Annotated in this window: 10 protein-coding genes and 2 pseudogenes; 11 read left to right on the top strand and 1 reads right to left on the bottom strand. The window is 58.3% G+C overall.

Features of this window, described 5'->3' with window-relative positions; all coding sequences use genetic code 11:
• Positions 1-694: 694 nt before the first annotated feature.
• The 10 genes and pseudogenes from B0O95_RS16440 (at position 695) to B0O95_RS06125 (ending at position 22652) form a co-directional block, all read left to right on the top strand.
• Positions 695-2725 carry a protein regulator of cytokinesis family protein gene (locus B0O95_RS16440; protein ID WP_233203169.1) on the top strand — a complete coding sequence of 677 codons (2031 nt, stop codon included), beginning with the start codon at positions 695-697 and terminating at the stop codon, positions 2723-2725.
• A complete protein-coding gene (locus B0O95_RS06165) occupies positions 2722-4890 on the top strand; it encodes an ATP-binding protein (protein ID WP_233203167.1) in 2169 nt (722 codons plus the stop codon). Before B0O95_RS16440 ends, B0O95_RS06165 begins: the two co-directional genes overlap by 4 nt.
• Positions 4891-4963: 73 nt before the next feature.
• Positions 4964-5890, top strand: coding sequence for a Pvc16 family protein (locus tag B0O95_RS06160; protein ID WP_104077124.1), 927 nt, complete (start codon positions 4964-4966; stop codon positions 5888-5890).
• 110 nt (positions 5891-6000) lie between these two features.
• Positions 6001-6951, top strand: coding sequence for an esterase/lipase family protein (locus B0O95_RS06155; RefSeq protein ID WP_104077123.1), 951 nt, complete (start codon positions 6001-6003; stop codon positions 6949-6951).
• A gap of 856 nt (positions 6952-7807) precedes the next feature.
• Positions 7808-8695: a ribosome-inactivating family protein gene (locus B0O95_RS06150; RefSeq protein ID WP_104077122.1), complete on the top strand. Its 888-nt coding sequence runs from the start codon at positions 7808-7810 to the stop codon at positions 8693-8695.
• A gap of 100 nt (positions 8696-8795) precedes the next feature.
• A pseudogene (locus tag B0O95_RS06145) lies at positions 8796-9205 on the top strand (transposase); the annotation flags it as partial.
• A 321-nt stretch (positions 9206-9526) separates the two neighbouring features.
• Positions 9527-10156, top strand: coding sequence for a LysE family translocator (locus B0O95_RS06140; RefSeq protein ID WP_104077121.1), 630 nt, complete (start codon positions 9527-9529; stop codon positions 10154-10156).
• 571 nt (positions 10157-10727) lie between these two features.
• Entirely contained in the window at positions 10728-12383 is a 1656-nt protein-coding gene (locus B0O95_RS06135; protein ID WP_104077290.1) for a ShlB/FhaC/HecB family hemolysin secretion/activation protein, read from the top strand.
• A gap of 40 nt (positions 12384-12423) precedes the next feature.
• Positions 12424-22395 (top strand): two-partner secretion domain-containing protein, encoded by a 9972-nt coding sequence (locus tag B0O95_RS06130; RefSeq protein ID WP_104077120.1) that lies wholly within the window; start codon positions 12424-12426, stop codon positions 22393-22395.
• Positions 22392-22652 carry a hypothetical protein gene (locus B0O95_RS06125; RefSeq protein ID WP_104077119.1) on the top strand — a complete coding sequence of 87 codons (261 nt, stop codon included), beginning with the start codon at positions 22392-22394 and terminating at the stop codon, positions 22650-22652. The genes B0O95_RS06130 and B0O95_RS06125 overlap by 4 nt, the downstream gene beginning before the upstream one ends.
• 134 nt (positions 22653-22786) lie before the next feature.
• Here B0O95_RS06125 and B0O95_RS06120 read toward each other — a convergent pair whose 3' ends face one another.
• On the bottom strand, positions 22787-24214 hold the full coding sequence (locus tag B0O95_RS06120; protein ID WP_104077118.1) for an IS4 family transposase: 1428 nt from the start codon (positions 24212-24214) through the stop codon (positions 22787-22789).
• Between the two features lie 225 nt (positions 24215-24439).
• Here B0O95_RS06120 and B0O95_RS16430 point away from each other — a divergent pair.
• Positions 24440-24723, top strand: a pseudogene (locus B0O95_RS16430) (hypothetical protein); the annotation flags it as partial.

Genomic DNA, 24723 nt, shown 5'->3' with positions numbered 1-24723 from the left:
GCATGTGCGCTTGGCATCTCCGACCTTTCGTGAGGTTATCGCATTGTGCCTGCTCATAAAGCCGTCGGAGTTTCATTGCATGGTTGGATAAGCGTAGAAGAGGTGGGGATTGGCCGCGGCCGCCTGATCGACGAGTCGGTGCAAGTGTGCTACGGAAGCAGTGGTGCCCCCGTGCTCAACAGACATGTTCGCAAGCTCGGAAGGGAGGCTTGCAGCAGTGTCAGACATTTGATTACAAGGGCACATCGGTCGGCGACCATACAACGAGCGTTTCGCCCCGCGCTTTCGTGATATGCGACAACGGCTCGAAGCGATACGTGCTGCGTACCAGTGCATTCTTGATCCGGATCAGTTCGGTTTACCAATGGAAACGCAAATGCCAAGTATTGGCGTGAGCGGAATAGTGGCGGCGTTGTATGCACAGCCAAGAATAAGCGTTATTGACGAGTACGTCGGACAAGTTGCCGGGTGGAATAGATTGCGCGATGACCGAGAGAGGGTTGATGCGAGCGCGGCACAGGCATGCGTGACGGGAGGCGGAGCGCACGAGAAGCACGCGCGCCACTGCCGTATTCGCAACCGGTGCGATCGGCAACGGAGTGCAATGAACGATGAGGTAGCGGCATCGTGGTCTAAGGAGCGCTGCACCCGGCATTAAGCGAGCAAATCGTTTAGGGCATGTCACGGAGGACGTATGGACGGATTGAGTGATTTTCATGGCGTCAGCATCGACACGCTGCACTTCGTGCTGCGCGTGAACGGACGCGATGCACCACGGGTGCAGCAACGCTGCAGTGCATGGTGCCACACGCACCTGAAGTCGCGCCTGTCGGCGCTGCAAGCGCAGACAGGCGCAGGGAACGAGATGATCGAACGGTTGGTGCTGGATGTGGGCGACGTGAGATTGAGCCGACTGGAAACAGAACTTGAAGCGCGGATCATGCAGCAGCTGAGCGAGCGGTTGCAGCGATGGCAAATGGAAGCGAGGTGGGCGTCGCCGTTGCAGATTGACGGAGCAAGTTTGGCTGAAACGGAAAGCGATGAACAAATCGTGCAGCAGCTGACTGAGCGGTTGCAGCGATGGCAAAGGGAGGCGGGGCGGGCGTCGCCGTTGCAGATTGACGGAGCAAGTTTGGCTGAAACGGAACACGATGAACAAATCGTGCAGCAGCTGAGCGAGCGGTGGCGGCGATGGCAAAGGGAGGCGAGGCGGGTGTCGCCGTCGCAGATTGGCGAAGCGCGTTTGGCTGCGTGGGAGGACGTGATGGCGAACGACGGATGGATGACGCTGGGAACGCGCGCCGGAGTGCGGATGTATGAGCGAGAAACGCGCACCGAGACGGGGCAGATGCTGCACGGGCGAGAGGCGGCGACGGCTGGCAGCGCTACGGCGCCAACGACGACTGCCTCGACACCGGCCCCGGCACCCGACGCGGTTGGCCTGCCGGCGCTGTTTGCGTATCTGCACACTGGCGTCTGGCACGCGCCGGTGGCCTGGATGCCGCCTTGTACGCCGGACGCGTGGCTGCGTGCACAGCTGATGCAGCCGCAGCCTGATGCAATCCGGGCCGCGCTGGCGACTGCATGCGTGCATCCGCGTGGGCTGCAGCGGTTGCTGGCCACGTTTGCGCCGCCCACGTGCGATGCGCTGGCAGCGTGGCTGGCGACTGGACACTCGCCCGGGATGGGCGGGCCGGTATGGCTGAGCACCACGCGCGTTGAGGCGGGCCTGGCGGTGATCCTGCGAGCGCTGCCGTGGGTGCGCAGCTGGCCCGTTGCGGCGCCTGTCGACGCGGCGCAGCCGGCTACCGGAATGGCCGCACCCGACCCGGTGGGCCTGGCACTGTGGCGGGTAGTGCTCGGCGCGACGCAGCCCACACCAGCCATGATCCCGACCCGGCTGGGCGAGGCGCTAGTGCAGCACGCGCACGCGCTGCTGAGCGGGACACCGACTGAGCCGGTGCAGGCCGCGCTGCAGGCGCTGGCGCACGGACTCGGTGAGCCCGTGGCCACGGATGATGCAACGCATAGCTGGCGCGCCCGTTTGTTTGAGGTGACCGGTGTGGGGCACAGGCGTTCGACGGTGGCGGGTCAGAATACATCAGCGCTGCCAAGCGCGCAGGCCGCCTCTGACGTGGCGCGCTATGGCGAGGCGGCCGCGCCTAAGCCGCGTGTCCGAACACAGGCGCCGAGGGACACGGGCCGTTCGCTGGTTGAAGCGCTGCCGTTGCCGGTTGCCAATGCCGGCTTAGTGCTGCTATGGCCGACGCTACCAAGGCTGTTTCGGACGCTGACGTTGACCGACGATACGGGCCGATTCAAGGATAACGCGGCAAGGCAGCAGGCGCTCGCGTGCCTGGACTGGCTCGCATGGAGCGAGCCCGTGTGTGCCGAATGGCGGACGCCGCTCACGCGCATGCTATGCGGCGTGTCGGACGATGGGCCGCTGGAGCCCGAGCCGCTGACAGCGCAGTTGCGCGAGACGCTGGACGGGTGGCTGGCGGGTGCACTAGGCAGTTTGCCGCGCCTGAGCCGCTGCTCGATCGGCGAGCTGCGCGCACTGTTCCTGCAACGCCCCGGCACATTACACGAGACCGACGGCGCATTGATGCTGAGCGTGGCGCGCGAGGCAATCGATATTTTACTGAACGAAGTGCCATGGCCGCTGACGCAGGTGGCGCTGCCGTGGCTATCACGCCCACTGAGCGTGGACTGGATCGTATGAAACTTTTCCCCTCACTCGATGTGCCCGCGCCAGACGCGGAGCCGCACCCGGCAGCCGAGTCGGCCGGGGCGCAAGGCGAGACGGCGCGCGTGAGCGCAGCGTTCGAGACGCTGGGGCCGTGGCTTGAATATGTCGACCAAGTGCTGCAGCAATTGCTCATCTGGCAGCAGCAACACGAGGACGACCGGCTCAATCTCGCCGGGTTGCTCCAGCCGGTGGAGGCGCTCGAAGCCAGCTGCACACACCCACGCGGCATGCCGCATTGGAGCAGCGACGATACTGCGCCGTGGACAACGCTGCACGCGCCCACTGCACACGGGCGACTGGCCGAGGTGATCGAGCGATTCGGGCTTACCTTGTTTGAGACGCAGGTTCTGGTGTTGTGTGCGCTGCCACTTTTCGAGCCGCGTTATCGGGCGCTGATCGCTTATTTGCAGGGGGATGAAGGCGCGAGTTGGCCCGGTGTGGAGTTTGCGTTGACGCTCTTTAGTGCGACGCCCGTGCAGCGCATCGCGCACCGCCACCTGCTTGGCACAGACGCTGGGGCTTTGGTGCGCCACGGCCTTGTCTACTTGGCGGAGCGCAACGGCCGCGCGAGCACGCGCGACGACGCTGCGTACCTGCGCGTGGACGAGACCGTCTATCGCTACTTAAGCGGAGCAGATGCGACATCGCTGCCCACGGCGCTCACGCAGGTGGCGCAGTGGTGCTCCGCTTCTCGCGCCGGTGACATACTGCGTGACGGCCCGTGGGCCGCCTGCGCGCAGCAGATTGCGGCGTGCTGTTTCGGGGCTGAACCGGGCCGTGCCCCGTTATTGCTGTTGCACCCAGCCGACGGCTGCCTGGCGTTCATCGCGCAGCTGGCTCGCGACGCGGGCCGCCCGACGTTGGTCGTCAACCTGGCGGCATTACCAGACGAGATGGACGAAGCATGGCCGCTGCTGCTCGCGGCGCTGCGCGAAGCGCGCTTGCACGGCAGCGTGCTGGTGCTGCAACAGCTCACTGACGGTGTGGCGCGGCACGGGCGATTGCTCAACGCGCTGGCGCCCCGACTGGCGCGACATGGGCAGCCGGTGGTGGGGCTGTGCTCTGAGCAGGACGCGGGCGACGTGTTTGCCACTTTGCCGCGGGTGCGCGTGACGCTGCCGCCGCGCGCCCGCGAGGACGATACGCGGTTATTGCAAGCCAGTTTGAGCCCGGCCGGCGACGGGTGGGACCTGACAGCGTTGCTGCGGCACACGCGGGTTAATCCGGATGCACTCGAGTCCACACTGAAGGAGGCGCACGGCTATCGGGCGCTACGCGACGCGCAGACGCCACTCACACCAGCCGATCTGCATCAGGCGCTGCGCGTGCGGGGCCAGCAACACTTTGGCTCGCTCGCGCAGCGCGTGTCACCGCGGCGCACGTTCGATGACTTGATTGTTAGCCCAAATGTGGCCGAGCAACTGCACGAGATTATTGCGGCGATCCGGCAGCGCGACGCGGTGCTCGCGCGCGGGTTTGCGCGCAAGATCGGCAACGCAACGGGCATCAGCGCGCTGTTCTACGGTGAGTCGGGTACTGGCAAGTCGATGGCTGCCGAAGTGCTTGCCGGCGAATTGGGCGTGGAGCTGATTCGTGTCGATCTGTCGACGGTGGTCAACAAATATATTGGTGAGACGGAAAAGAACCTGTCGCGGATCTTTGATCTGGCGGTAGCCGACACGGGCGTATTGCTGTTCGACGAGGCCGATGCGCTCTTTGGCAAGCGCAGTGAGGTCAAGGACGCGCAGGACCGGCACGCGAATATCGAGGTGTCGTACCTGCTGCAACGATTGGAGCAGTACCCGGGGCTGGTGGTGCTCACGACGAATAACCGCGGGCATCTAGATGACGCGTTCACGCGCCGGCTAACTTTCATGACGCGCTTTGAAGCACCGGATGCTCGTCTGCGAGAAAAAATGTGGCATGCGATTTGGCCGGCGCAGGTGGCAGTGGACGAGGAAGTGGATTTTGCGCAGCTTGCGGCGGTCACGGAATTGACCGGCGCGGGCATTCGTAACGTCGCGTTGCTCGCGAGCTGGCTCGCAGCCGAGCAGGGCCGAGCGGTCAATCGGGCCGATATCGAGCGCGCGGTACGCCGTGAATTGAGTAAGACCGGGCGCATCATGCCGCATATCTAAGCGTCATAGGGGCCTGCCGTTGAAGTGAAGCGGGCGCGATGGGAAATCGCACTTTTGAATAACGGAAGTAATCATGGATGACGAGCTTAAGCAGCAAGTACGCAAGGATTTAGAACGGGGCCAGGCAATCATTGCTTTGAATAGGACGATTCAAGCTGCACTGAAAAAACACCTGGATGAGATCAGTGCAAATTTAATCAATATTCGTTTTGATATCCCGGACAAAACCTGCCTGCCGGATAATCCCACAGTCTGTGTGTTCCTCTACGATATTCAGGAGGATCTGGAGTTGCGCCATGCGCAACCCCGCCCGTATCGGGCGCAGACGGGAACATTTGACCCCCGACAGGTGAACGCGCGTTGTTGTTACCTCGTTACGTACTGGGAGCAGCCGAAGAAAGCGGGGATGGGGCCGGATAGCCAACCGATGATGGTGATGAACGCGGTGCTCAACGCGCTGCTTAACGCTGAGTTGGATACGAGTCTCAGGGAGCTGAACTTGCCGTTATTCTCGCGAGTCATTGCGCCATCAGAACATTTGTCCAGCCTGGGTAATTTCTGGCAATCGTTGGGCGATCGGCCACGCCTGTGTCTGAATTTCCAAGTGACCATTCCGATCGAGCTGGGGCGGGATCAGACGGAGAAGACGCCACCGGTATTGAAACCGATGCTTGACCAGGCGATTCCCGGATCGTGGGAGGACTACGACAAGTCGTTGCCGTTCAAGCGCGCGCTGGTGGACAAAGTACTGGCATTACTAGATGTGGAACAAGTGCAATCAGCGCGTGTGCAACTGGCGCGTCTGGCGGTGACCTGCGAGTACACAAATCCTAACGAACCGCCGACGGCTCATGTGAGCGGGCTGCTTGATGAGAAGACGCACGAGGTGCTGTCCCGGGTGATTAACGAGAATGCAGGCGAGTGGAGCAAGATCGGCGTGCAGGTGTCGGTGAACATCGACGGACTGACTGAAGTGAAAGCGAGCAAGGATGCTGGTTAATAAGCCGGTAATTATTTTTTGCGCCGGAAAAGCTGCTATGGTCCGGCTGAAATGATTGCCATCCGACTACTGGGAAACTATGAAGTTACATCTTGTCAATGAGGTGAGCTATGAGAAGGTCCTATAAATTTCATTCCGACCAACAGAGAAAGGCTCGGCGAGCGCAGGTTGCCTCCAGCCAGGATGAGCTGGATTCGTCAGTGAGACTGGTTAGCTGGCTTGAGATGGACCCAGATAGGCCATTTAAGGGGGCAGAAGCAATTTCGAAACGCCTTTACAATGGATCACAAGAAATTCACACCACCAACCTTGAAATTGGCCATGATAAAAGCATACCTAAAGACAAAAAAGCACCCGTATCGGAAGCCACTCAAAAGCAATTAACCAAAGGGGTAATAGGAATTTTTAGCAAAAGGCGCTACCTCAATCGTCCACCTAATTTTATAGGGCCGTCCGAGCAACCTGACAATGGTATTGAAACCATTTTGATTCACGGCACGTTTAGCGGCACAGCAGCTGAAGTAGGCTGGACCCGACCGGACGGAAAGCACGCCGATATTGTCCGAAAAAACTTTGGTGGGAAGGTGACAGCATTGCAATGGAGTGGCAAAAATCATAAACTCGCTCGTATTGAGGCGGGGCAAACCCTTGCGAAAAAAATTGATGAAAACACACGGGCCGGCATCATTACCAATGTGATTGCGCATAGCCATGGCGGCAATGTCGCTTTTGAAGCGATTAAACAAACGCAAGGTAATATTAAACAATTGGTCACTTTAGGTACACCTATACGGCGTGATCATTTGCCTTTGGAAGAAAAGCTCAGAGAAAAGGTAGAGCATTATATTCATATTTCGGGCGGCAAAGATACCACTGCTCCTATAGGCGGCGTGGACTGTGTTAGGTCGTTTAAAAATTGCGGCAAAAAAATGGGTGTAAACAACGCTAAGATAAAGAACGCATTGGCCAATACCCAGCTTCATGTGGTGGATGCAGACCATAGTGAACTACATTCGGAAGCCGTTTTAGGGCTGATCACCGCTATAACACGAGCAACATGATTGTGATGCTGCTTAATGGATAGCGACGCGTGCGTTGAGGACAGTCAATGCCTTTCGGGATACGGCTGCACGATACGCTACAGGTTACTCGGCGGATTATGTCGGATGAGGTGAAGGCACGGTGCCCACGGGGCGCAAGTCACGTGATCCAGTATTATGTGCGCTGCTGCCCAATGCGTGCTTATTCAACGCATGTTGTAAACATGACGAACTGAACCTTTCAATACGTATTTTAACGCATCCCGATACGGCTACTGGCGCCGACGCATGAAACCTGAACTATCAGACTGGCAAAGTTCGCCGATGAGGGCCTTACTGCCGCACGTTGAATGGCTGGACGCTCTGCTGCAATCCCTTGCCCAGCCAACTGGTGTGTCCGCCTAGTTTGAGAAGGGGCGCAGTACCGTGCCGGCCGCACCGCCGGCCACTGGCCGGCTTGCGCAAGTTGTCATACGTTTTGGCTTGTCGGACTTGGAGCGGGACCGAACGGAATTGTCATACTTTGGCGCAAGAAATGGCGGTATAGGTGGAAAAATATTATGCTTCAACGGATTGTATAATACTCAATTTTAAGAAGGCGTAAAATCGGGGCTTTGCTGGGAGCCGCTTTTCAGGTGGTTACCGCCAGTTTCTGCGTGAAAGGTGCAAAAATTCCAGCTAGAGTAAAATACTCAAACGACGCCGGATATATTTGCGCAAGCCAACCAAGTCATTAATATTTGCGGTTGAAAAACAGGGCGACTATAAATATGATTCTAGATTAATATACCTTGGCATGGGGCGGCATTGTTTATAATTATGTTGTGTCAGCATTTTAAGGTTTGTCTTTTATTGTTATGCGCTCACGGAAGATAATATGATTAATAATTTCGAATTTCATTCAAAAGATTACCTTGATGTGCATAAATCAATTAATGATCTTCGAGTGGGGGTCAGTGAAAAATTAAAGTGCATTCCGGGTATTGCGGTCACAAAAGAGAACGGTGTTGATGGCTTAACACGCATTAATTTTCCGGATTCAGGGGTAGGTAACGTATCTTTGGTTATGTCTCATCAAAATTTTTATATAGTGGGTTTCATTCGAATAAATAAAAGAAATCATGAAAGTGAATTTTTTAAATTTTCTGATGCTGAGTTTAAAAAAATTAGTATTCCGGGGATGAAAAATATTACTTTGGATAGCAATTCTCATTATAATGCGCTTTCAAATATAGCGGGAAAGGATAGAGGTGAGATAGGGGTTAGTAAGGAGTCTATACATAATTCCGTGATAAATTTATCAAAATTTGATGGAGGGACTAAAATTAATGATAAAGTGGCAAGCTCTCTTCTTATCCTTGCCACGGTGACGTCAGAAGCAGTTAGAATTCCCGTGATTCAGTGCAGAATTGCTAAGAGCATTTTGTTGATAAAGATCCTTATACTCTCGGAGAAGAAGGAAAAAAAAATAACTAACGATTGGTCTAAGACGAGTAAGGCAATTTTGGCAATCAATGGGTTTATATTGAGAGAAAAGGGGGTGGAAGATTACAATTCTTTAATAGAAAAAATATATCCTTTGACAAGAAAGGAGGAAGGGTTGAGTGAAATGAAGGATCTTTTGGTGAAAGTTAATAAATATGCTCCCCCAAATGGGATGCCAGTAAGTGGTGACCCAGATTATTTGATAAATGATTATGATGGCAAGGGTAGAGTGAAATACCTAAATTCGGTGCTTTCTCGTATTAAAGTTGCGTTAAGGTAGAAAATGGTGTCGCGGACCGACGTATTAGCCCTCGTTTATGGAGTTGGTAAACCCAAATTTTTCAGCAACCTGTTAACGTTGGCCGTCGTGGCAATGGGCACTGATCGAAACGCTGCTACCTCCCACCCAAGCCGCGCCGTTTCAAGTATCCCGGTCGCAAGCCAGTAGCGGAGCGCGTGGTTTTGACGGGCGTCCGTGTTCGTGTTCAAGACCGGCATTCGCTGGCATGACCTGCCAGCGCGATTGGGTTGCGGCTCGGGGGAGTTGCTGGTGCAGGCTGCACGATTGGCAGCAAGCCGGCGTGTAGGGGTCGATTGCACACATTGTTTTTGGCGAAACTGCAAGCAGCTCAGAAGATCAACTTCTCACGCGTGGTCGTTGACTCTTCGTCGCTTCGCGCGATTGGGGCGGACGAAAACTGGTCCGAACCCCACCGGTCGAGCGCGACCCGGTTCCAAGCATCACATCGCCACCGACGCCAACGGAACGCCGATCGCGGCAATCCTAACCGACATGGCTGGGCTACGCGTGACGATCGCCAGCGCGCCATTCGATCACCGACTGTATCATTTTGTGCTGGACTTCTCGCACTGGGAATACGCCCATGTCGCCAAAGGAAGCGAGAGCTTCAAGGCATTATCCACTGACTTGCAAAACACGCTGTGGTTGCCTAGGAGTTGCCCGCGCGAAAATCGCATGCTACACACGCGCAACAATCGCGTTCAGGCTCACGAGAATGGCTATGGGCTGATATTGCCCATGTGTCAGGCTTAATGGCGGCACGCATGGACGTGGTTTGAGGTGATCGATGAACGGCGATAGGAGCTTTCGATGCTGGAATTTTCGACTTTGGGCACCTTTGTCGTGGTCGTGCTCGGACTGTTGCTGATTCCCGGGCCACCCGTGTTGCTGGTGCTCACGCGCACAGTACAAGGCGGCCGCACAATCGGCGTATTCACCGGACTCGGTGTGGCGGCTGGAGATCTTATCCACACGCTCTGTGCAGCAGTGGGCTTATCCGCGTTGCTGATGACCTCGGCGCTGGCATTCAATATCGTTAAGTTGGCCGGCGCCGCGTATCTACTGTATCTTGGGGTGCAGGCGTTGCTCGAGAAACCGACACTTGGGTATGCGCTTACGCCGAAGCCGGCTGCGGTTTCACCTAGGAAGGCCTTTGTTCAAGCGATGCTGATCGAGGTACTCAATCCAGAAGTCGCGTTGTTTTTTCTTGCATTCCTGCCACAGTTTGCGCAGCCGGAGCTCGGTGCGACGTTTTGGCAGTTCGTCGTGCTCGGACTGATCTTTGTCGCCATAGGCACGTTGTACTTGACGGCTGTAATCTTTTCGATACGCTCGCTTGGCCGCATCATGTCGCGTTTACACTGGCTGCGCCGCTGGGAGAAAAAAATTATTGGCACCATCTTCGTCCTGCGTGGACTGAAGCTGGCGATGCAGCACTGATAATGAGCTGACTTCGACCATCGCTGCCTACGCATACTATCCTATGGCGGATCTGGCGGCGTTAGAGGTTTACTACTTCATCCTTCGAGGTCGGGCAAAGCCCAAGGAATATCGCTCTTAAGCGTTGGAGCCTGCCCCAAACCCAGTGCGGTTCACTGCTTGTTGCCAATGCTGGTCCGCTGCCTGCAGCGTGGCTGGATTACCCACTCACCGGTGAATAGCACATCGTTGGTCGCTCGCCGCGGCCTGATCGATGGAAATTCGTGTCTGGGGCGCCTTCACCGGGTCTTTATGGTGTCTCGGCTGGAAACAGGATGTACCCGATCAACATGGTGGCGCCGGGCCGATCGCTTCTTCTGCCTCTACGCTCGCGGCCCGCCTGTAACGGAGGGCTGCGGCGGCTGCTCGAGTGTGGAGAGCGCGAGTTCTGCTAGGATTGCCCTAGCTGCGTTATTTAGCTGCCAGCGCTAGGCAGAAAATGATTACTATGATAAGGAAAAAGGGGAAGCAGTCGGTTTGTCATCGCCGGTGGGGTGGAAAAGGGGTAGGGTTTTGCGTGGGTCTGGCGCCGATGATGTTGGCGCAAGCGCTACCGCTCGATGGCGCCGAACAGCAGCCGCTGCGCGAGCAGGAACGCGAGCGCGTACTTCGACAGCAGCGTGAGGCCACGCCGGACGTGCGGTTGACACGCCCGTTAGCGCCTGAGCAAGCGCGTCTTCCCGCGCAAGAGTCGCCCTGTTTTCGCATCGAGCGCATAACACTCGACGGCGACACGGCCACGCATTTCCAATGGGCGTTGGCGGCGGCCAATCCGCCGGACGACCCGGCCATTGGCCGCTGCCTGGGCACGGCAGGCATCAACCTGACGATGAAGCGGGTGCAAAACGCAATTGTAGCGCGTGGCTACGTGACCACGCGCGTGCTAGCGGCCCCGCAGGATTTAAAGACCGGCACGCTCGCGCTCACGCTTATTCCGGGGCGGATCCGTGCGATCCGCTTCACCGACGACAGCAGTCCGCGCGCGACGCGGTGGAACGCCGTGCCGATTACATCAGGCGATTTGCTCAACCTGCGTGACCTCGAGCAGGCGCTGGAAAACTTCAAGCGCGTGCCGACGGCCGACGCTGACATCCAAATCACACCGGCTGAAGGGCCAGACGCCCAGCCTGGCGAGAGCGATCTGGTGATTGCGTGGACACAAGCGCATCCGGTGCGCCTGAACGTCTCTATCGACGATGCAGGCAGCCGGTACACGGGTCGGTACCAGGGTAGCGTGACTGTCTCGTACGACAACTGGTGGACGCTTAACGATCTGTTTTACGCCAGCTTCAACCACGACCTTGGCGGCGGGCATAGCGGCCCCAAAGGCACGCGTGGCTACACCGTTCACTATGAGGTGCCGTATCGTTACTGGCTCCTGGGTTTCACCACCAGTGGCTATGATTATCACCAGCCGGTCGTGGGCGCCTACCAAACCTACCGCTACGGTGGTGATGGCGACCTTACTGAAGTGCGCCTCTCGCGCCTGCTTTATCGCGATGCCGTGCGCAAGACCCACGCTCATGTGCGCGGGTGGCTACGCCATGCGCACAGCTTCATCGATGACACCGAGATTGAGGTACAGCGCCGCCACACGGCAGGCTGGGAAATCGGTTTAAGTCACCGCGAATTCATCGGTTCCGCCACGCTGGAGGGCGGCGTGGCGTACCGCAAAGGTACGGGTATGTTAGGGGCTCAGCCGGCGCCGGAGGAATTTTTTGGCGAGGGGACGTCGCGCCCATCGCTGATTACTGCAGACGCTCAGCTGACCATCCCATTGACCATTGCTGCACAGCGACTACGCTACACCACGGCATGGCGCGGACAATGGAGCCGCACACCGCTCGCGTTGCCGGAACGCTTTTCCATCGGCGGGCGCTATACCGTGCGCGGTTTTGATGGCGAAAGCGCCTTGATCGGCGACCGAGGCTGGCTGGTGCGCAATGACCTAGGCTGGTCGCTGGATCGCACCGGTCAGACGCTTTATTTGGGTGCTGATTATGCAGAAGTGGGCGGGCCGTCCGCCCACTTCTTGATTGGGCAGCACTTAGCCGGTGCTGTGATTGGCCTGCGCGGCGGGGCCAAGGGGCTGTTCTGGGACGTTTTTGTCGGTACGCCGCTTAGCAAGCCGGCGGGTTTTCAGACCCGTCGCTTCAACGCCGGCTTTAACGTCAACTGGTCATACTAGGTATCGGCGTTAGGACTGCTACCTTTCCTGAGTACCCGTCATGAATTCACATTTATATCGAGTCATCTTCAATCGGGCCCGCGGTTTACAGATGGCCGTGGCGGAGCATGTCGCCAGTCAAAGCAAGCAGCGCGGCGTTCGGGCCGCACGCTCGGTATGCAGCCTGCTGGCGACGATGCGGGCACTGGATTTTTCGATTCTGGTGTCGCTCGGGATGGTCGTTGATCTCGCACAAGCGCAGATCGTGGCTGATCCTGGCGCGCCGCGCGACCAGCAGCCAACCATGCTAAACGTCGCCAACGGTGTGCCATTGATTAACATTCAAGTCCCCAGCGCAAGCGGTGTGTCGCGCAATACCTATAGGCAATTTGACGTCGACCATCGGGGCGTGATTCTCAACAACGCTAGTACCCACGCGCAGACGCAGCTCGGCGGCTGGGTGCAAGGTAATCCGTGGCTAGTCAACGGCACCGCACGTGTGATTCTCAATGAGATCAACGCCAGTCATCCAAGCCAGTTGCGTGGCTACATGGAAGTGGCCGGCGAGCGTGCGCAAGTTGTGGTTGCCAATCCGGCGGGGATCAGTTGCGACGGCTGTGGCTTCATCAATGCCAATCGCGTCACGCTGACCACCGGCGCCCCGATCATGAATGGCGGCAACCTCGACGGCTACCGCGTGCAGCAAGGCGCCGTTACCATCACCGGTGGCGGGCTCGATGCGAGCCGCGCCGATTACACTGACATTATCGCGCGCTCCGTCCGGATCAATGCTGGCCTCTGGGCTCAGCAGCTGCGCGTGACGACCGGCGCCAATCAGGTCAGTGCCAGTCAGGGCGTGGTGGATCCAATCGCCACAGACAGCAATGTGCCGGCTTTCGCCCTAGACGTGAGCCAACTCGGCGGCATGTACGCACAGAAAATTGTTCTGCTCGGTACCGAGCACGGCGTGGGTATGCGCAACGCAGGCCGAATCGGCGCATCAGCCGGCGAACTGGTGGTGACCGCCGACGGCCGCTTGGAAAACAGCGGCGCTCTGCAGGCCAAGACCAATACGCGTTTGGACGTCGGCGGCGGCGTGGCCAACAGCGGTACGATCAGCGCTGGACGCGAACTCGTGCTCTACACCCCAAAAGATCTGGACAACCGGGGCGGCACCTTGAATGCTACGCGCCTGGAAGTGAACGCGGATTCTGTTACAAACCGGGGTGGCACCATTGAGCAAACCGGCGTCCAGGACCTGGTTGTACGTGCCGCGCAGGTTCGTAACCGGGAGGACGGCCGCATCGGGCAGGCTGGGTTGGACACCGATGCCGCCACGACGCCTGGGGATGACGGCACGTCGGACATGAACGTTTTGGGTGACAGTGACGCCGCGCCGCTCGCGGCGGGTGCGCTCAACGTTACCAACATACTGGATAACGATGGCGGCCGCATCATGGCCAAAAGTGCCATCGATCTGACCGCCCACGCGGGCCTGGACAATGAGGGCGGGCATTTAGGCGTGCGCGATTTAAACGTAAAGGACGGCGATCTGGTCAACCGTCTGGGTGAACTATACGTAACAGGCAGCCATCAACTCCAACTCGGCGCACTGCAAAACGAGAAGGGGCAGATGCAACTAGCCGGGCCGCTAACGCTGAACGCCCAATCGTTCGATAACCGCGCGGGTCAGCTGGTGGTAACCGGCGGCGATAACCGTCTGGAGGTGAAGGATGAGCTTGATAATAGCCGAGGCGGGCAGATTGTCAGCGACGGGGCGCTGCATATCCGCGCCAGCACGCTCAAGAACGCGCAAGGTCGCGTGCAGCAAGCTGGCGGTGGCCGTTTGCAGATCGAGGTGCCGCAACTCGAAGGCGTCGGTGGCACGCTGGTAAGCGATGGCGTTTTGACCCTGACAAGTCATAGGGCTGACTTGCGCGGCGGCTTGACTCAAGCCAAGCAGATTCATGTTGACACAGACACGCTGATTACCGCCGAAGGCGTGCTGCGCAGCAGTGGCGCCGGCATGCTTGAGTTGAAGGTGCGCGACGTGTTAGACAACACCCACGGCGCCATTCGCGGTAATGGCGCGTTGACGTTGCAGGCGCAACAGCTGACCAACGAACGAGGTAGGATTAGCGCGGCCGGCACACACGACACGCAGGTTGATATCGCTGATCAACTCAACAATACCAATGGCCAGCTTGTTACCGCGGGCAACACGATGGTGAAGGCGCGTGATTTACGTAACCAGGGCGGCATGATCAGAACCAAGGGTCAATCCAACTTGGACGTGAGCGTTGACGGCACGCTCGACAACCGTGCGCAAGGTACGCTCGCCGCCGATGGTGATTTGAAGGTAACCGCGCCTACAGTGGACAATCGCCGGGGGAAGCTGATTGGCGTTCACGGACTACGCTTCGAGTCCACCACGCTGGATAATCGCGAAGACGGTTTATTAAACGCAACCGAAGGCCACCTGAAGGTGGACAGTCAAGGCCACATCCATAATGCGGGCGGCACGCTCCAAGCCGCCGGTGAGCTGACGTTGGACAGCACAGGCTTGGACAATACCGACGGCGCGATCCGGGGCAGCCAGGTCAAACTTGATACTCGGCAAGCGACACTGAATAACACTGGCGGCACACTGATGAGCACTGCCGGTCGCCTCGACGTCAACAGTGGTGTACTGGATAACACCGGCGGGTTACTGCAATCGGCCGGCGCGATGCGCGTGCAAACACACGGTCAAACAGTGCGTAACATTGATTCTGGCAAGACGGGCGGCCTCCTCAGCGGTGGCGAATTGGACTTAAATAGTGGCGAGTTGCACAATCGCGCCGGCGTAGTGCATAGCCAAGGCCAACTCGCCGCGCACATTGGTACGTTCGACAATACTCAAGGCCAGTTTGGCGGTAGCGCCAAAGTCGGGCTCAAGGCTGACAGTTTGCGCAATAGGGGTGGCGCGATACAGGCTGGACAGGCGCTGCAGATGGGCGTGGCTGACGTCGCCGATAACGATGGTGGCCTGATAGCCGCGAGTGGCGAGTTATCGCTGAATGCTAAGCGGATTCATAACCGTGACACCCGCAGTACAGACCCGGCTACGCCGTTGGGTTTGCGAGGCGATGCCGTTGCGCTGACGGCCAAGCATATCGACAACCATGCCGGGACCATCGCCGCCAAGCGCCGCGTGGAGATCACCGGCGCGGGCACGGATAGCGTGCTGGACAACACACAAGGCCACGTCTCCTCGGCCGGTAGCATTCAGGTTGTTGCCGATCGTGTGTATAACTCGGCTGGCACGCTATTGTCCGGCACCGACTTCCGTGTCGAGGCTGATAGTCTGAGCGGAACCGGCCATTTACTGTCTAAAGGCAATTTGAACTTAGCGTTGCGGCAGGACTTTGACAACGAGAACGAAGTGACGGCCAACGGACATGCCGTCATTCGCACCACGGGACGGCTGGTTAATCGCGGTACTTTCCAGGCAGACGAGCTTGAAGTACGGGGTGAGCAGATCGACAACACCCTCGATGGCCGAATCAACGGCAACCGCGTGTGGGTGGCCACCGATGGCAAGCTGTCTAACCGTGGCCTAATTGATGGCGCACAGACGCGCGTTGTGGCCGGTGCGGTGGACAATGTCGGCACCGGGCGCCTCGACGGTGATCACCTTACGCTGCAGGCCAATACCGTTGACAATCGACAGGAGGACGGCCAGGCGGCGGTCATCGCCGCACGGGCCCGGCTGGATATCGGTGCGAGCAAGCTAAGCGGAGCGGGCCGTTTGCTGTCCAACGGCGATTTAAACTTGGCGCTGCAGCAGGACTTTGACAACGATCACGAAGTGATTGCCAACGGCCATGCCGTCATCCGCACGGGGGGACAACTGACCAACCGCGGTGTTTTCCAAGCAGGCGAGCTCGAAGTACGGGGCGAGCAGATCGACAACACCGTCGATGGCCGGATCAACGGCAATCGCGTGTGGGTGGCCACCGATGGCAAGCTGTCTAACCGTGGCCTAATCGGTGGCGTGCAGACGCGTGTTGAGGCCGGTGCCGTAGACAATGTCGGCACGGGGCGTCTCTACGGTGATCACCTTGCGTTGCAGGCCAATACCGTTGACAATCAACAGGAGGACGGCCAAGCGGCGGTCATCGCCGCACGGGCCCGGCTGGATATCGGTGCGAGCAAGCTAAGCGGAGCGGGCCGTTTGCTGTCCAACGGCGACTTAAACTTGGCGCTGCAGCAGGACTTTGACAACGATCACGAAGTGATTGCCAACGGCCATGCCGTTGTCCGCACGGGGGGGCAACTGACCAACCGCGGTGTTTTCCAAGCAGACGAGCTCGAAGTACGGGGAGCGCAGATCGACAACACCGTCGATGGCCGGATCAACGGCAACCGCGTGTGGGTGGCCACCGATGGCAAGCTGTCTAACCGTGGCCTAATCGATGGCGTGCAGGCGCGTGTTGAGGCCAGTGCCGTAGACAATGTTGGCACGGGGCGTCTCTACGGTGATCACCTTGCGTTGCAGGCCAACACCATTGACAATCGACAGGAGCATGGCCGGGCCGCAGTCATTGCTGCGAGGACACAGCTGGATATCGGTGCGAACGTCGTCAACAACCACGAGCAGGCGCTGATCTTTAGCGCTGGCCATGATAGTACGGCGCTAAACATTGCCGGCGCGCTGAATGAGCAGGGCCAGGCCGTGGGTCGTGCCGGTCACGTGCTCAACGACAGCGCCACGATTGAATCGCTGGGGGGCCTGAGTTTCAACACCCAGCACCTGCTCAATCGCAACGCGCACTTTGCCACCGAACTGGTGCAGGTTAGCGGGCCAACCCAGAGCATAGAGCTTCAGCCGGACGGTGATCCCAATAAACACGATATTAACGAATATCATTGGGCGGGAGGGCACAAATCCGGCTGTTATTTTCACAATGGCACCGGCGCCGAAATCAGCAGGTGGACCCAGTACGATATAACGCGCACCGAATACGAAACCCGGGTCACGCAAAGCGCGCCGGCGCTCATTCGCTCGGGCGGTAATCTTGTGCTGCAGGGTGAAAACTTCACTAATGACAAAAGCCATATTTTCGCCGGCGGCACTTTACAGGGCGATTTGGGTAACCTGAAAAATGAGGCGGTGTTTGGCCAGCATATTACCCGCGAGGTAGGCACTAGCCAGTTCACTTGGAATGAATGGCGTGGCGGCGTGAAGCGCCGGCATGACCGCCACTGGGAGGCACGGATTGCTTACACGCCAGCCGACATCGTGCACACGATTGAGCTGCCCGTCTCCAAGGTCGAGCAGCATACCGCCAGCGGCGCGCGTGGCTATGTGCTTGCACAGCAGCAGCTTAGCCAGGCAGATGACGCGCTGAAAGCAAGCGCAATAATCGAAGTGCCGGCCGTGCCTAGTGTGCGCGCCGCACCCGAGCTAGGCCAGGTTGATGTCGCGATAACCGGTCCGGATCTGGCGATAAGCGGCCAGGGGCCGGTGATAGCGGGTCAGAATCCGGTGATAAGCGGTCAGGAACCAACGAGCGGCCAAGAAGAGCAAGGTGTGCTTGATACGCACGGCGATGCCCCCATGGTTATCCGCACTGTCCAGCCGAGCGCCCAGGTACCGGCTAACAGCTTATTTCGTGTTCAGCCCAACAATGACAGCTATCTGATCGAGACCGATCCGCGCTTTACCGACTATCGCACCTGGCAAAGCGCCGCTACCCTACTGTCACAAGGAAAGCACAATCCGGCCGCCACACACAAGCGCCTGGGCGACGGATTTTACGAACAAATGCTGGTGCGTGAGCAAGTCGCGCAACTGACAGGTCGGCGTTTTTTGAAAGGCTATGCCAGCGATGAGGCGCAATACCAAGCGTTGCTCGAGGCCGGCAGCGCTTATGCGAAAGCATGGAACCTGCGTCCTGGCGTGGCGCTAAGTGCGCAGCAAATGGCGCAGTTGACTCGCGATATCGTCTGGCTGGTTGAGCAGGACGTGCACCTACCCGATGGCACTGTCACTCGCGCGCTAGTGCCGCAAGTCTACGCCCGCGTCAAGCCGGGTGACCTTGACGGTAACGGCACACTGCTCGCCGCGGAATCGATCGACATGCGACTCAAGGACGAGCTCGTCAATACAGGCACCCTCGCGGGACACACTGCCGTGCAACTGAATGCCGAAAATTTGCGTAACGTTGGCGGCCGGATCACTGGCAAGACAGTATCTGCTCAGGCGCTTGGCGACATTGACATAATCGGCGGCAGCATTGACGCTGACCAAGCCTTATTCGTTCAGGCTGGCCGCGACCTGAATATGGTCACCACAACCCGCAGCGATGCCAAGCAAGCTGGCCAGAGCGACTTTAGCCGTACCCATCTGGACCGTATAGCCGGTCTGAGCGTTAACTACCCCCTTGGCGGCCCCCTGGTGGCCAGCGCCGGGCGCGACATCAATCTAATTGCCGCGCAGATCGCCAACAATGGACAGAACGGCCAGACTACCCTAATCGCCGGCCGTGATCTGAATCTGGGCACGGTCAAAGTCGCGGAGCAAGAACGCAACGTCATCGACGCCAGCAACTACCTTAAGCAAGGCATTGAGCAAGAGGTCGGGACCACCGTGGAGGCGCGGGGTAACGTACGCATGCAGGCTGGCGGCGACCTGAATGCCCGTGCGGCCCGCGTCAACAGCGACCAAGGCACATTGGTGGCGCTGGCTGATGGGGATGTCAACATCGTGAGCGGGCAAACAAGTCGTCACTGGAGCGAAGGCCGGCAGTATAAAAGTCGTAATCTGTTCGGCTCCAGTCAAACCACCACTCGCGACAGCCTGGCGGACACTACCGCGCAGGCCAACACCTTCGGTGGCCACACGGTGGCGGTGCAAGGCCGCAACGTGACCTTGACCGGCAGCAATGTCGTGTCAGATAAGGGCACGTTCATTGAGGCGCAGAACGACCTGACTATTCAGGCTGCAACGCAGACCTACAGCGAAAGCCACTTCAAGGAGACCAAGAAGAGTGGTTTACTACATAATGATGGGATGTCGGTGACAATTGGCAGCCAGGCGCACAGCGCTGACCAGCAAGAGGCCGGCACTCGTGCAACGGTTTCCAGCGTGGGCTCGACCAATGGTAACGTGACCTTGGCTGCCAAACAGCTCTATCGGCAAGAAGGCAGTCATATCCTCACGCCGCGGGGCGATGTGGATATTCAGGCGGGCGAAGTCATTATTACGGAAGCCCGTGAGCAGAGTCAGGGTACGCAGCAAACTCAGTTCAAGCAATCGGGTTTGACCGTGGCGGTGACGGCGCCAGCGATGGCGGCGGCTCAGACCGCGCAGCAGGTGGAGCGGTCGGTCGGACAGATATCCGATCTCCGTATGCAAGCGTTGGCGGGCGTGACGACTGGCTTGGCCGCCAAGAACACTGCCGACGCCATAGCTCAGGATCCGAAATCGGGTGGCGGGGTTAACATTTCAGTCACTGTGGGCGGCGCGCAGAGCGGGAGTCAGGCCACTTACAACCGTGCCACCGCATCGGGTTCGAGCATTGCCGCTGGCGGCAACGTGAGGGTTCAAGCTATCGGTCCCGGCCAAGATTCCACGTTGACTGTACAAGGTAGCGAGATCCAGGGTGGCGGTGATGTCCAACTGAAGGCCGACGGCAAAATCAATCTGCTGGCCGTGCAAAACGCTCGCGAGTTGCACCGGACCCACAGCAGCCTCAGCGGTGGCGCAGGCGTGGCGGTGAACCTAAGCTCCCAGGGCAAGGCAGCCGGTGTGACAGCGAACGTCAGTGGCGCACGCGGCTGGGGCGAAGGCACTGACGTGAACTGGACACCCACCCACGTGAGCGCGGGTAACCGACTGGTGCTGGAGTCGGGCGGCGATACTACGCTTAAAGGCGCGGTGCTCAGTGGCCGGCAAGTGATCGGCGAAGTGGGCGGGGATCTGCACCTCGAAAGCCTGCAAGAGCGCAGTAGCGAGCGCAGCCGGGACATGTCGCTCGGCGGCAGCGTGACGGCGGGTTTGGGGGTGGCGGGTAGCGTCAGCTTCAGCCAGCAAAAGATTGCAAGCGACTGGGCGAGCGTGACCGAGCGCAGCGGCATCCAAGCGGGCGACGGCGGTTTCCAGATTAACGTCAAGGGTCACACGAGCCTGAAGGGCGCGGCGATCGCCAGCACGCAGCAGGCAGTGCATGACGGAGCGAATAGTTTGACGACGCGCACGTTAAGTACCGAGGATATCGTCAACTACGCCGAATACAACGCCAGTAGCGTGGGCCTGAGCGGAGGTTACAGTGTGGGCGGCAGTGGTGGTGGCGAAGACCTGGAAGGGGTTGGCACGAACCAGTCTGGACAGGCGGCGACGGGCGCGGAGCAAGTACCGGGTAGCAAGCTGCCGTCGACTCCGGGCGGATTCAGCGTTGCGCCGCCGAGCGTGATGGCCGCTTCGGGCAAGGCCAGCAGCACGACGCTGAGCGGGATTATCGCCGGTACGATTCACATTACGGATGAGGCGCAACAGAAAGCTTTGACGGGGCGAGACGTTGCGCAAAGCCTTGCCGAGCTGAACCAGCAGGTGTGGAGCGGGCAGGATGGTAATCACGCGCTCAAGCCAATCTTCGACAAGGAGAGGATTCAGGCGGGGTTCGAGATTGCGAATCAGTTGACACATCAAATCGGCACGTTCGTGGGCCATCGTCAAGCGCAACTGGATGAAGCGCAACAAGCGGCCCAGGACCCGAATCTGAGTGCGCAGGCCAGGGCGCAAGCGCAACAGCAAGCGGCGCAGCTAAAGGCGCAATGGGGCCCGGGCGGCACTTATCGACGCGCGCTATCGGCGCTGGGCGCCGCAGCGGGTGGCAATGTGACGGCAGGCGCGGGGCAGTTTGCACTGTCGGCGACAGTCAATTACGTGCAGGGTTTGGCGGCCAGCGAAGTGAAACGCGTGGCAGATGGCTTGCAAAGCGAGGAAGCGCGCGCGGCGCTGCATGCGCTGGTGGGGTGCGCGGGCGCGGCGGCTAGCCACCAGGAGTGCGGCGCGGGCGCGATGGGGGCGGCGGCCAGTTCGATGCTGGGCACGCTACTCGGGCCGACGCAGGGGTTGACGCAGCGTCAGAGAGAAGCGCAAACAAACCTGGTGAGTTCGTTGGTGGCAGCGGTGGCGGAGATGGCGGGCCAAGACACACCGATTGCGACGATGGCTGCGGTGACGGAGGGGCGGTTTAATCGGCAGTTGTATCCACCGGAAAAGACCTTAGCCCAACAGCTTGCGGAAAAGAGTGGTGGCAAATACAGCCCGCAGCAGATTGAAGACCAGATGCGGCAGATGTCGATGACAGAGGGTGGCCAAACATATGCTGGGAGTCCCGACATCTTGATAGGTGATCAGCGTCCGACGGATGCACAAGCCAAATGGATATATGGGGGTAAGACTGCGGACGGAAAGCCAATCCTGACGCAGGCGTCAGTAGCGAATAATGCTGAGCTGCAGCGGTATATCATGGATACGGTGAGGAGCAGCGATGTGCCAAGTACCATCAGTTACACCGCGGCACCCACGCAACCAGAGCTAGGACCGCGAAGGTATGCGCTTAAGCCCCCGGCGAAGCCCTGTGCGACGGCAGAGTGTGCAGCGGGACTGACGCCAGCGGGGATGCTTTATTATCCGCCGGATTTGCCGAAGGAGCAGATCGCGAATACCGCTGCGGTTGTATCGACGGCAGCTGGCCGGTTTGGTGCGACAACGGGTGCGATTGCGGCCGTACCTTCGCCGTATGCTCCTGCCGCTACGACACTAACTTTTGGTGCATCGGTAATAGGACTAAGCGCGGGAATGATTGAACAGATCGTGAGGCCAAATCCTAAAGCCTATGCTGTGGATAGTATCGTAGATTTAACAAATTACTTTGCTTCCGAACGATATCCCTTGTATGGCCCTGTATTCAATGAGATTGGAGGAGTGGTCAAGGGTTTAGACTGGGTAAATCAATTTAAGCAGCCTGAAAAGAAATGAAAAATTGGATCATTCGAGATGGAAATTTTACCCCGGTTGTTAGAGGGGTGGCGTGTTTTATAGGAGGGGCGATCACGCTCATTGGATTAAAGTATGATGTAATGTTTGTAGCTCTGCTTGGTTTTACGTTGGTTGCAGTGGGTGGTATATCATCAAGAGCAGCTATGTTAGGGATTAAGCCATTCGAAAATTCATATCGCGAAGCGCGGGAGAGTTACAAAAAGAAAGATGATGCTCAAAAGGGAAAGTCGAGATAGAAAATCTACGGTTTAACCGACAGTTGCATCCGGAAGAGAAGAGGTGGGTCAATGGTCGTGAGCAGTGTATGCGAAGCGCCACGATTTGACCATCGAACAGGCGCATGAAGGTAAGCGTTGCGTCTTTCTTGCAATTACCCATATCTTGTTAGCGCGAGTTCATACCCGAGTTGGATATCGATCAAGCGCCGCATGCCGCGCCACATGACGGTGTTTCCTGGGGCAGGATCGCTAGCGCGAGCCAAATAGCCGCCAAGCCGGGCGAGCTTGAGCAAGTTGCGCAATAGCGGCGGCGCTTGCGCGCTACGAGGTGAGTCCTGGACGACACGTCCAAGCAATTCGATTTCGGTCTGTGTAAATGCCACCTCGGGCGGCGCCTGCGGGACAGATCGGCTGATCATAGTGAGCCAGAATATGCGCCAACTCAGGATGCAGAACACGCCAATCAGGTTCGCGAGCCTGTCGGCCGTACGCAACTTTGACTCTTCTGCCCTGCATCCCGATTTCAGGATCTTATGGAATGTCTCGATCTTCCAGCGCATGGCATACCAGTTTAATTTTTCGACTGCCTCGGCGCGCGATCTGACAGGCATATCGGTAATCAGTTTCCACTCAATGCGAGCTCGTCCACGGGGTGCATTGCGCTCTTGGGCGTGAATAACGCTCAGCTGCAGTGCAGGGTAGCGCTTGTGCTTGCCAATCGGTGGTAATACCGTCATTCGCTGGTAGCGAAGCTCAAGCGTAGCGGTCATCGGACGGCCCTTCTTATCACGAAGCTTAACGCGGTGCAATCCCTTAAGCTGGACCTGCTCCATTTCGTGTGCGACAGTGCGCTGACCATCGCCGGCCAAGCGATCAACACAAGTGCGCACTAGGAAATGTGTGCATAAATCGTATGCGCTACAAAACAGCTCATAAATGTCGCTTTCCCGATCACCGATGTGAACGCAACGGGCAGGCTCACCCAGCAGTGCCGTTGACTGGCGCATGTTCTCTAGCCAGCGATAGCTTTCCTTCTGCTCAATCGGTACGCGCGTCGGATTGACATGTCGCTTGAGCGCCGTGCAACCCTTGAGCTTGCTGCGCGTCCAGAACTTTACCGCTGCCAGGCCCAGCGGCAGTCCATCCGCTGTGACAGCCAGACTCGAATGCATCAGGATGCCGCATTGTGTCAGCGGCTGTTGCAGACCATGCCTTGCCGGCCGGATCGACGTTTTGCCCGTGTAGCCGATGAGTTCGGTGCGTTCGCGCTGGTACGAGAATGTCGTTGTATCTTGCACAATGAGAACAGGGCCCTGTGTCGCCCTTAAACGCTCAGCACTAGCCTGAAAGTGCCCGCTCAGGATATCGTGCTCATTGACACGCTTGTTGCACAGGAAACGATAGGCCGCCTTGGTTGAAGCCCAGTCCTGGCACGCAAATGGAATCGTCTGGCCCATGCCGTTCCATAATTGGATCAAAAGCTTGCCCAAACGCTTGCGTAGCCGCGAGTCCGCAAATTCGCTTTCTTCAACTTCATGCTCAAACCATGCTTGATTATCTGCCTTTCGGTTCCCTGCCATCTCGTTCGCACACCGGTCATCATAGATGCCAAGTTACCAGGATCCGCGATTGAGATGTGGGTAATTGCAAGCTTGAGACGACGCTTACGCATGAAGAGCTGACAATACAGGCAAACCTGCAAGTGCAGAATGGCTTGCCAGGCGAGTGGAATCAACGGGGCCCACGCATTCCTGAGACAAGCGCACGGGATGTTGCCGGCAGACGGTGACAGCGGACCAGGCTATATGTTCTATGCGACGCCGGCGCAGAAAGCTGATCCGAGCATGTATGCGGGGCACTATCCGAGCGGCTTGGGGCTTAACCAGCCCACATCAGAAGCGATGAATGCGTCGGCCAATCATGATGCAACCAGTCGAGAGATGATTGCGAAACAGACGCTGGGTGCGGCGGCTGGCGCAGGGGCGATTGTGTTGGTGAGGCTACCCCAAAAAACTGGGCCATTCAAAAGTAGAAAAATCCGGCATGATGCAACCTTGACAAGCAGAAGGTCATGTCGTGAAGAAGAGCC

The sequence above is a fragment of the Mycetohabitans endofungorum genome (assembly GCF_002927045.1).
GTDB lineage: Bacteria > Pseudomonadota > Gammaproteobacteria > Burkholderiales > Burkholderiaceae > Mycetohabitans > Mycetohabitans endofungorum.
This window is presented reverse-complemented; position numbering and strand designations above follow the sequence as displayed.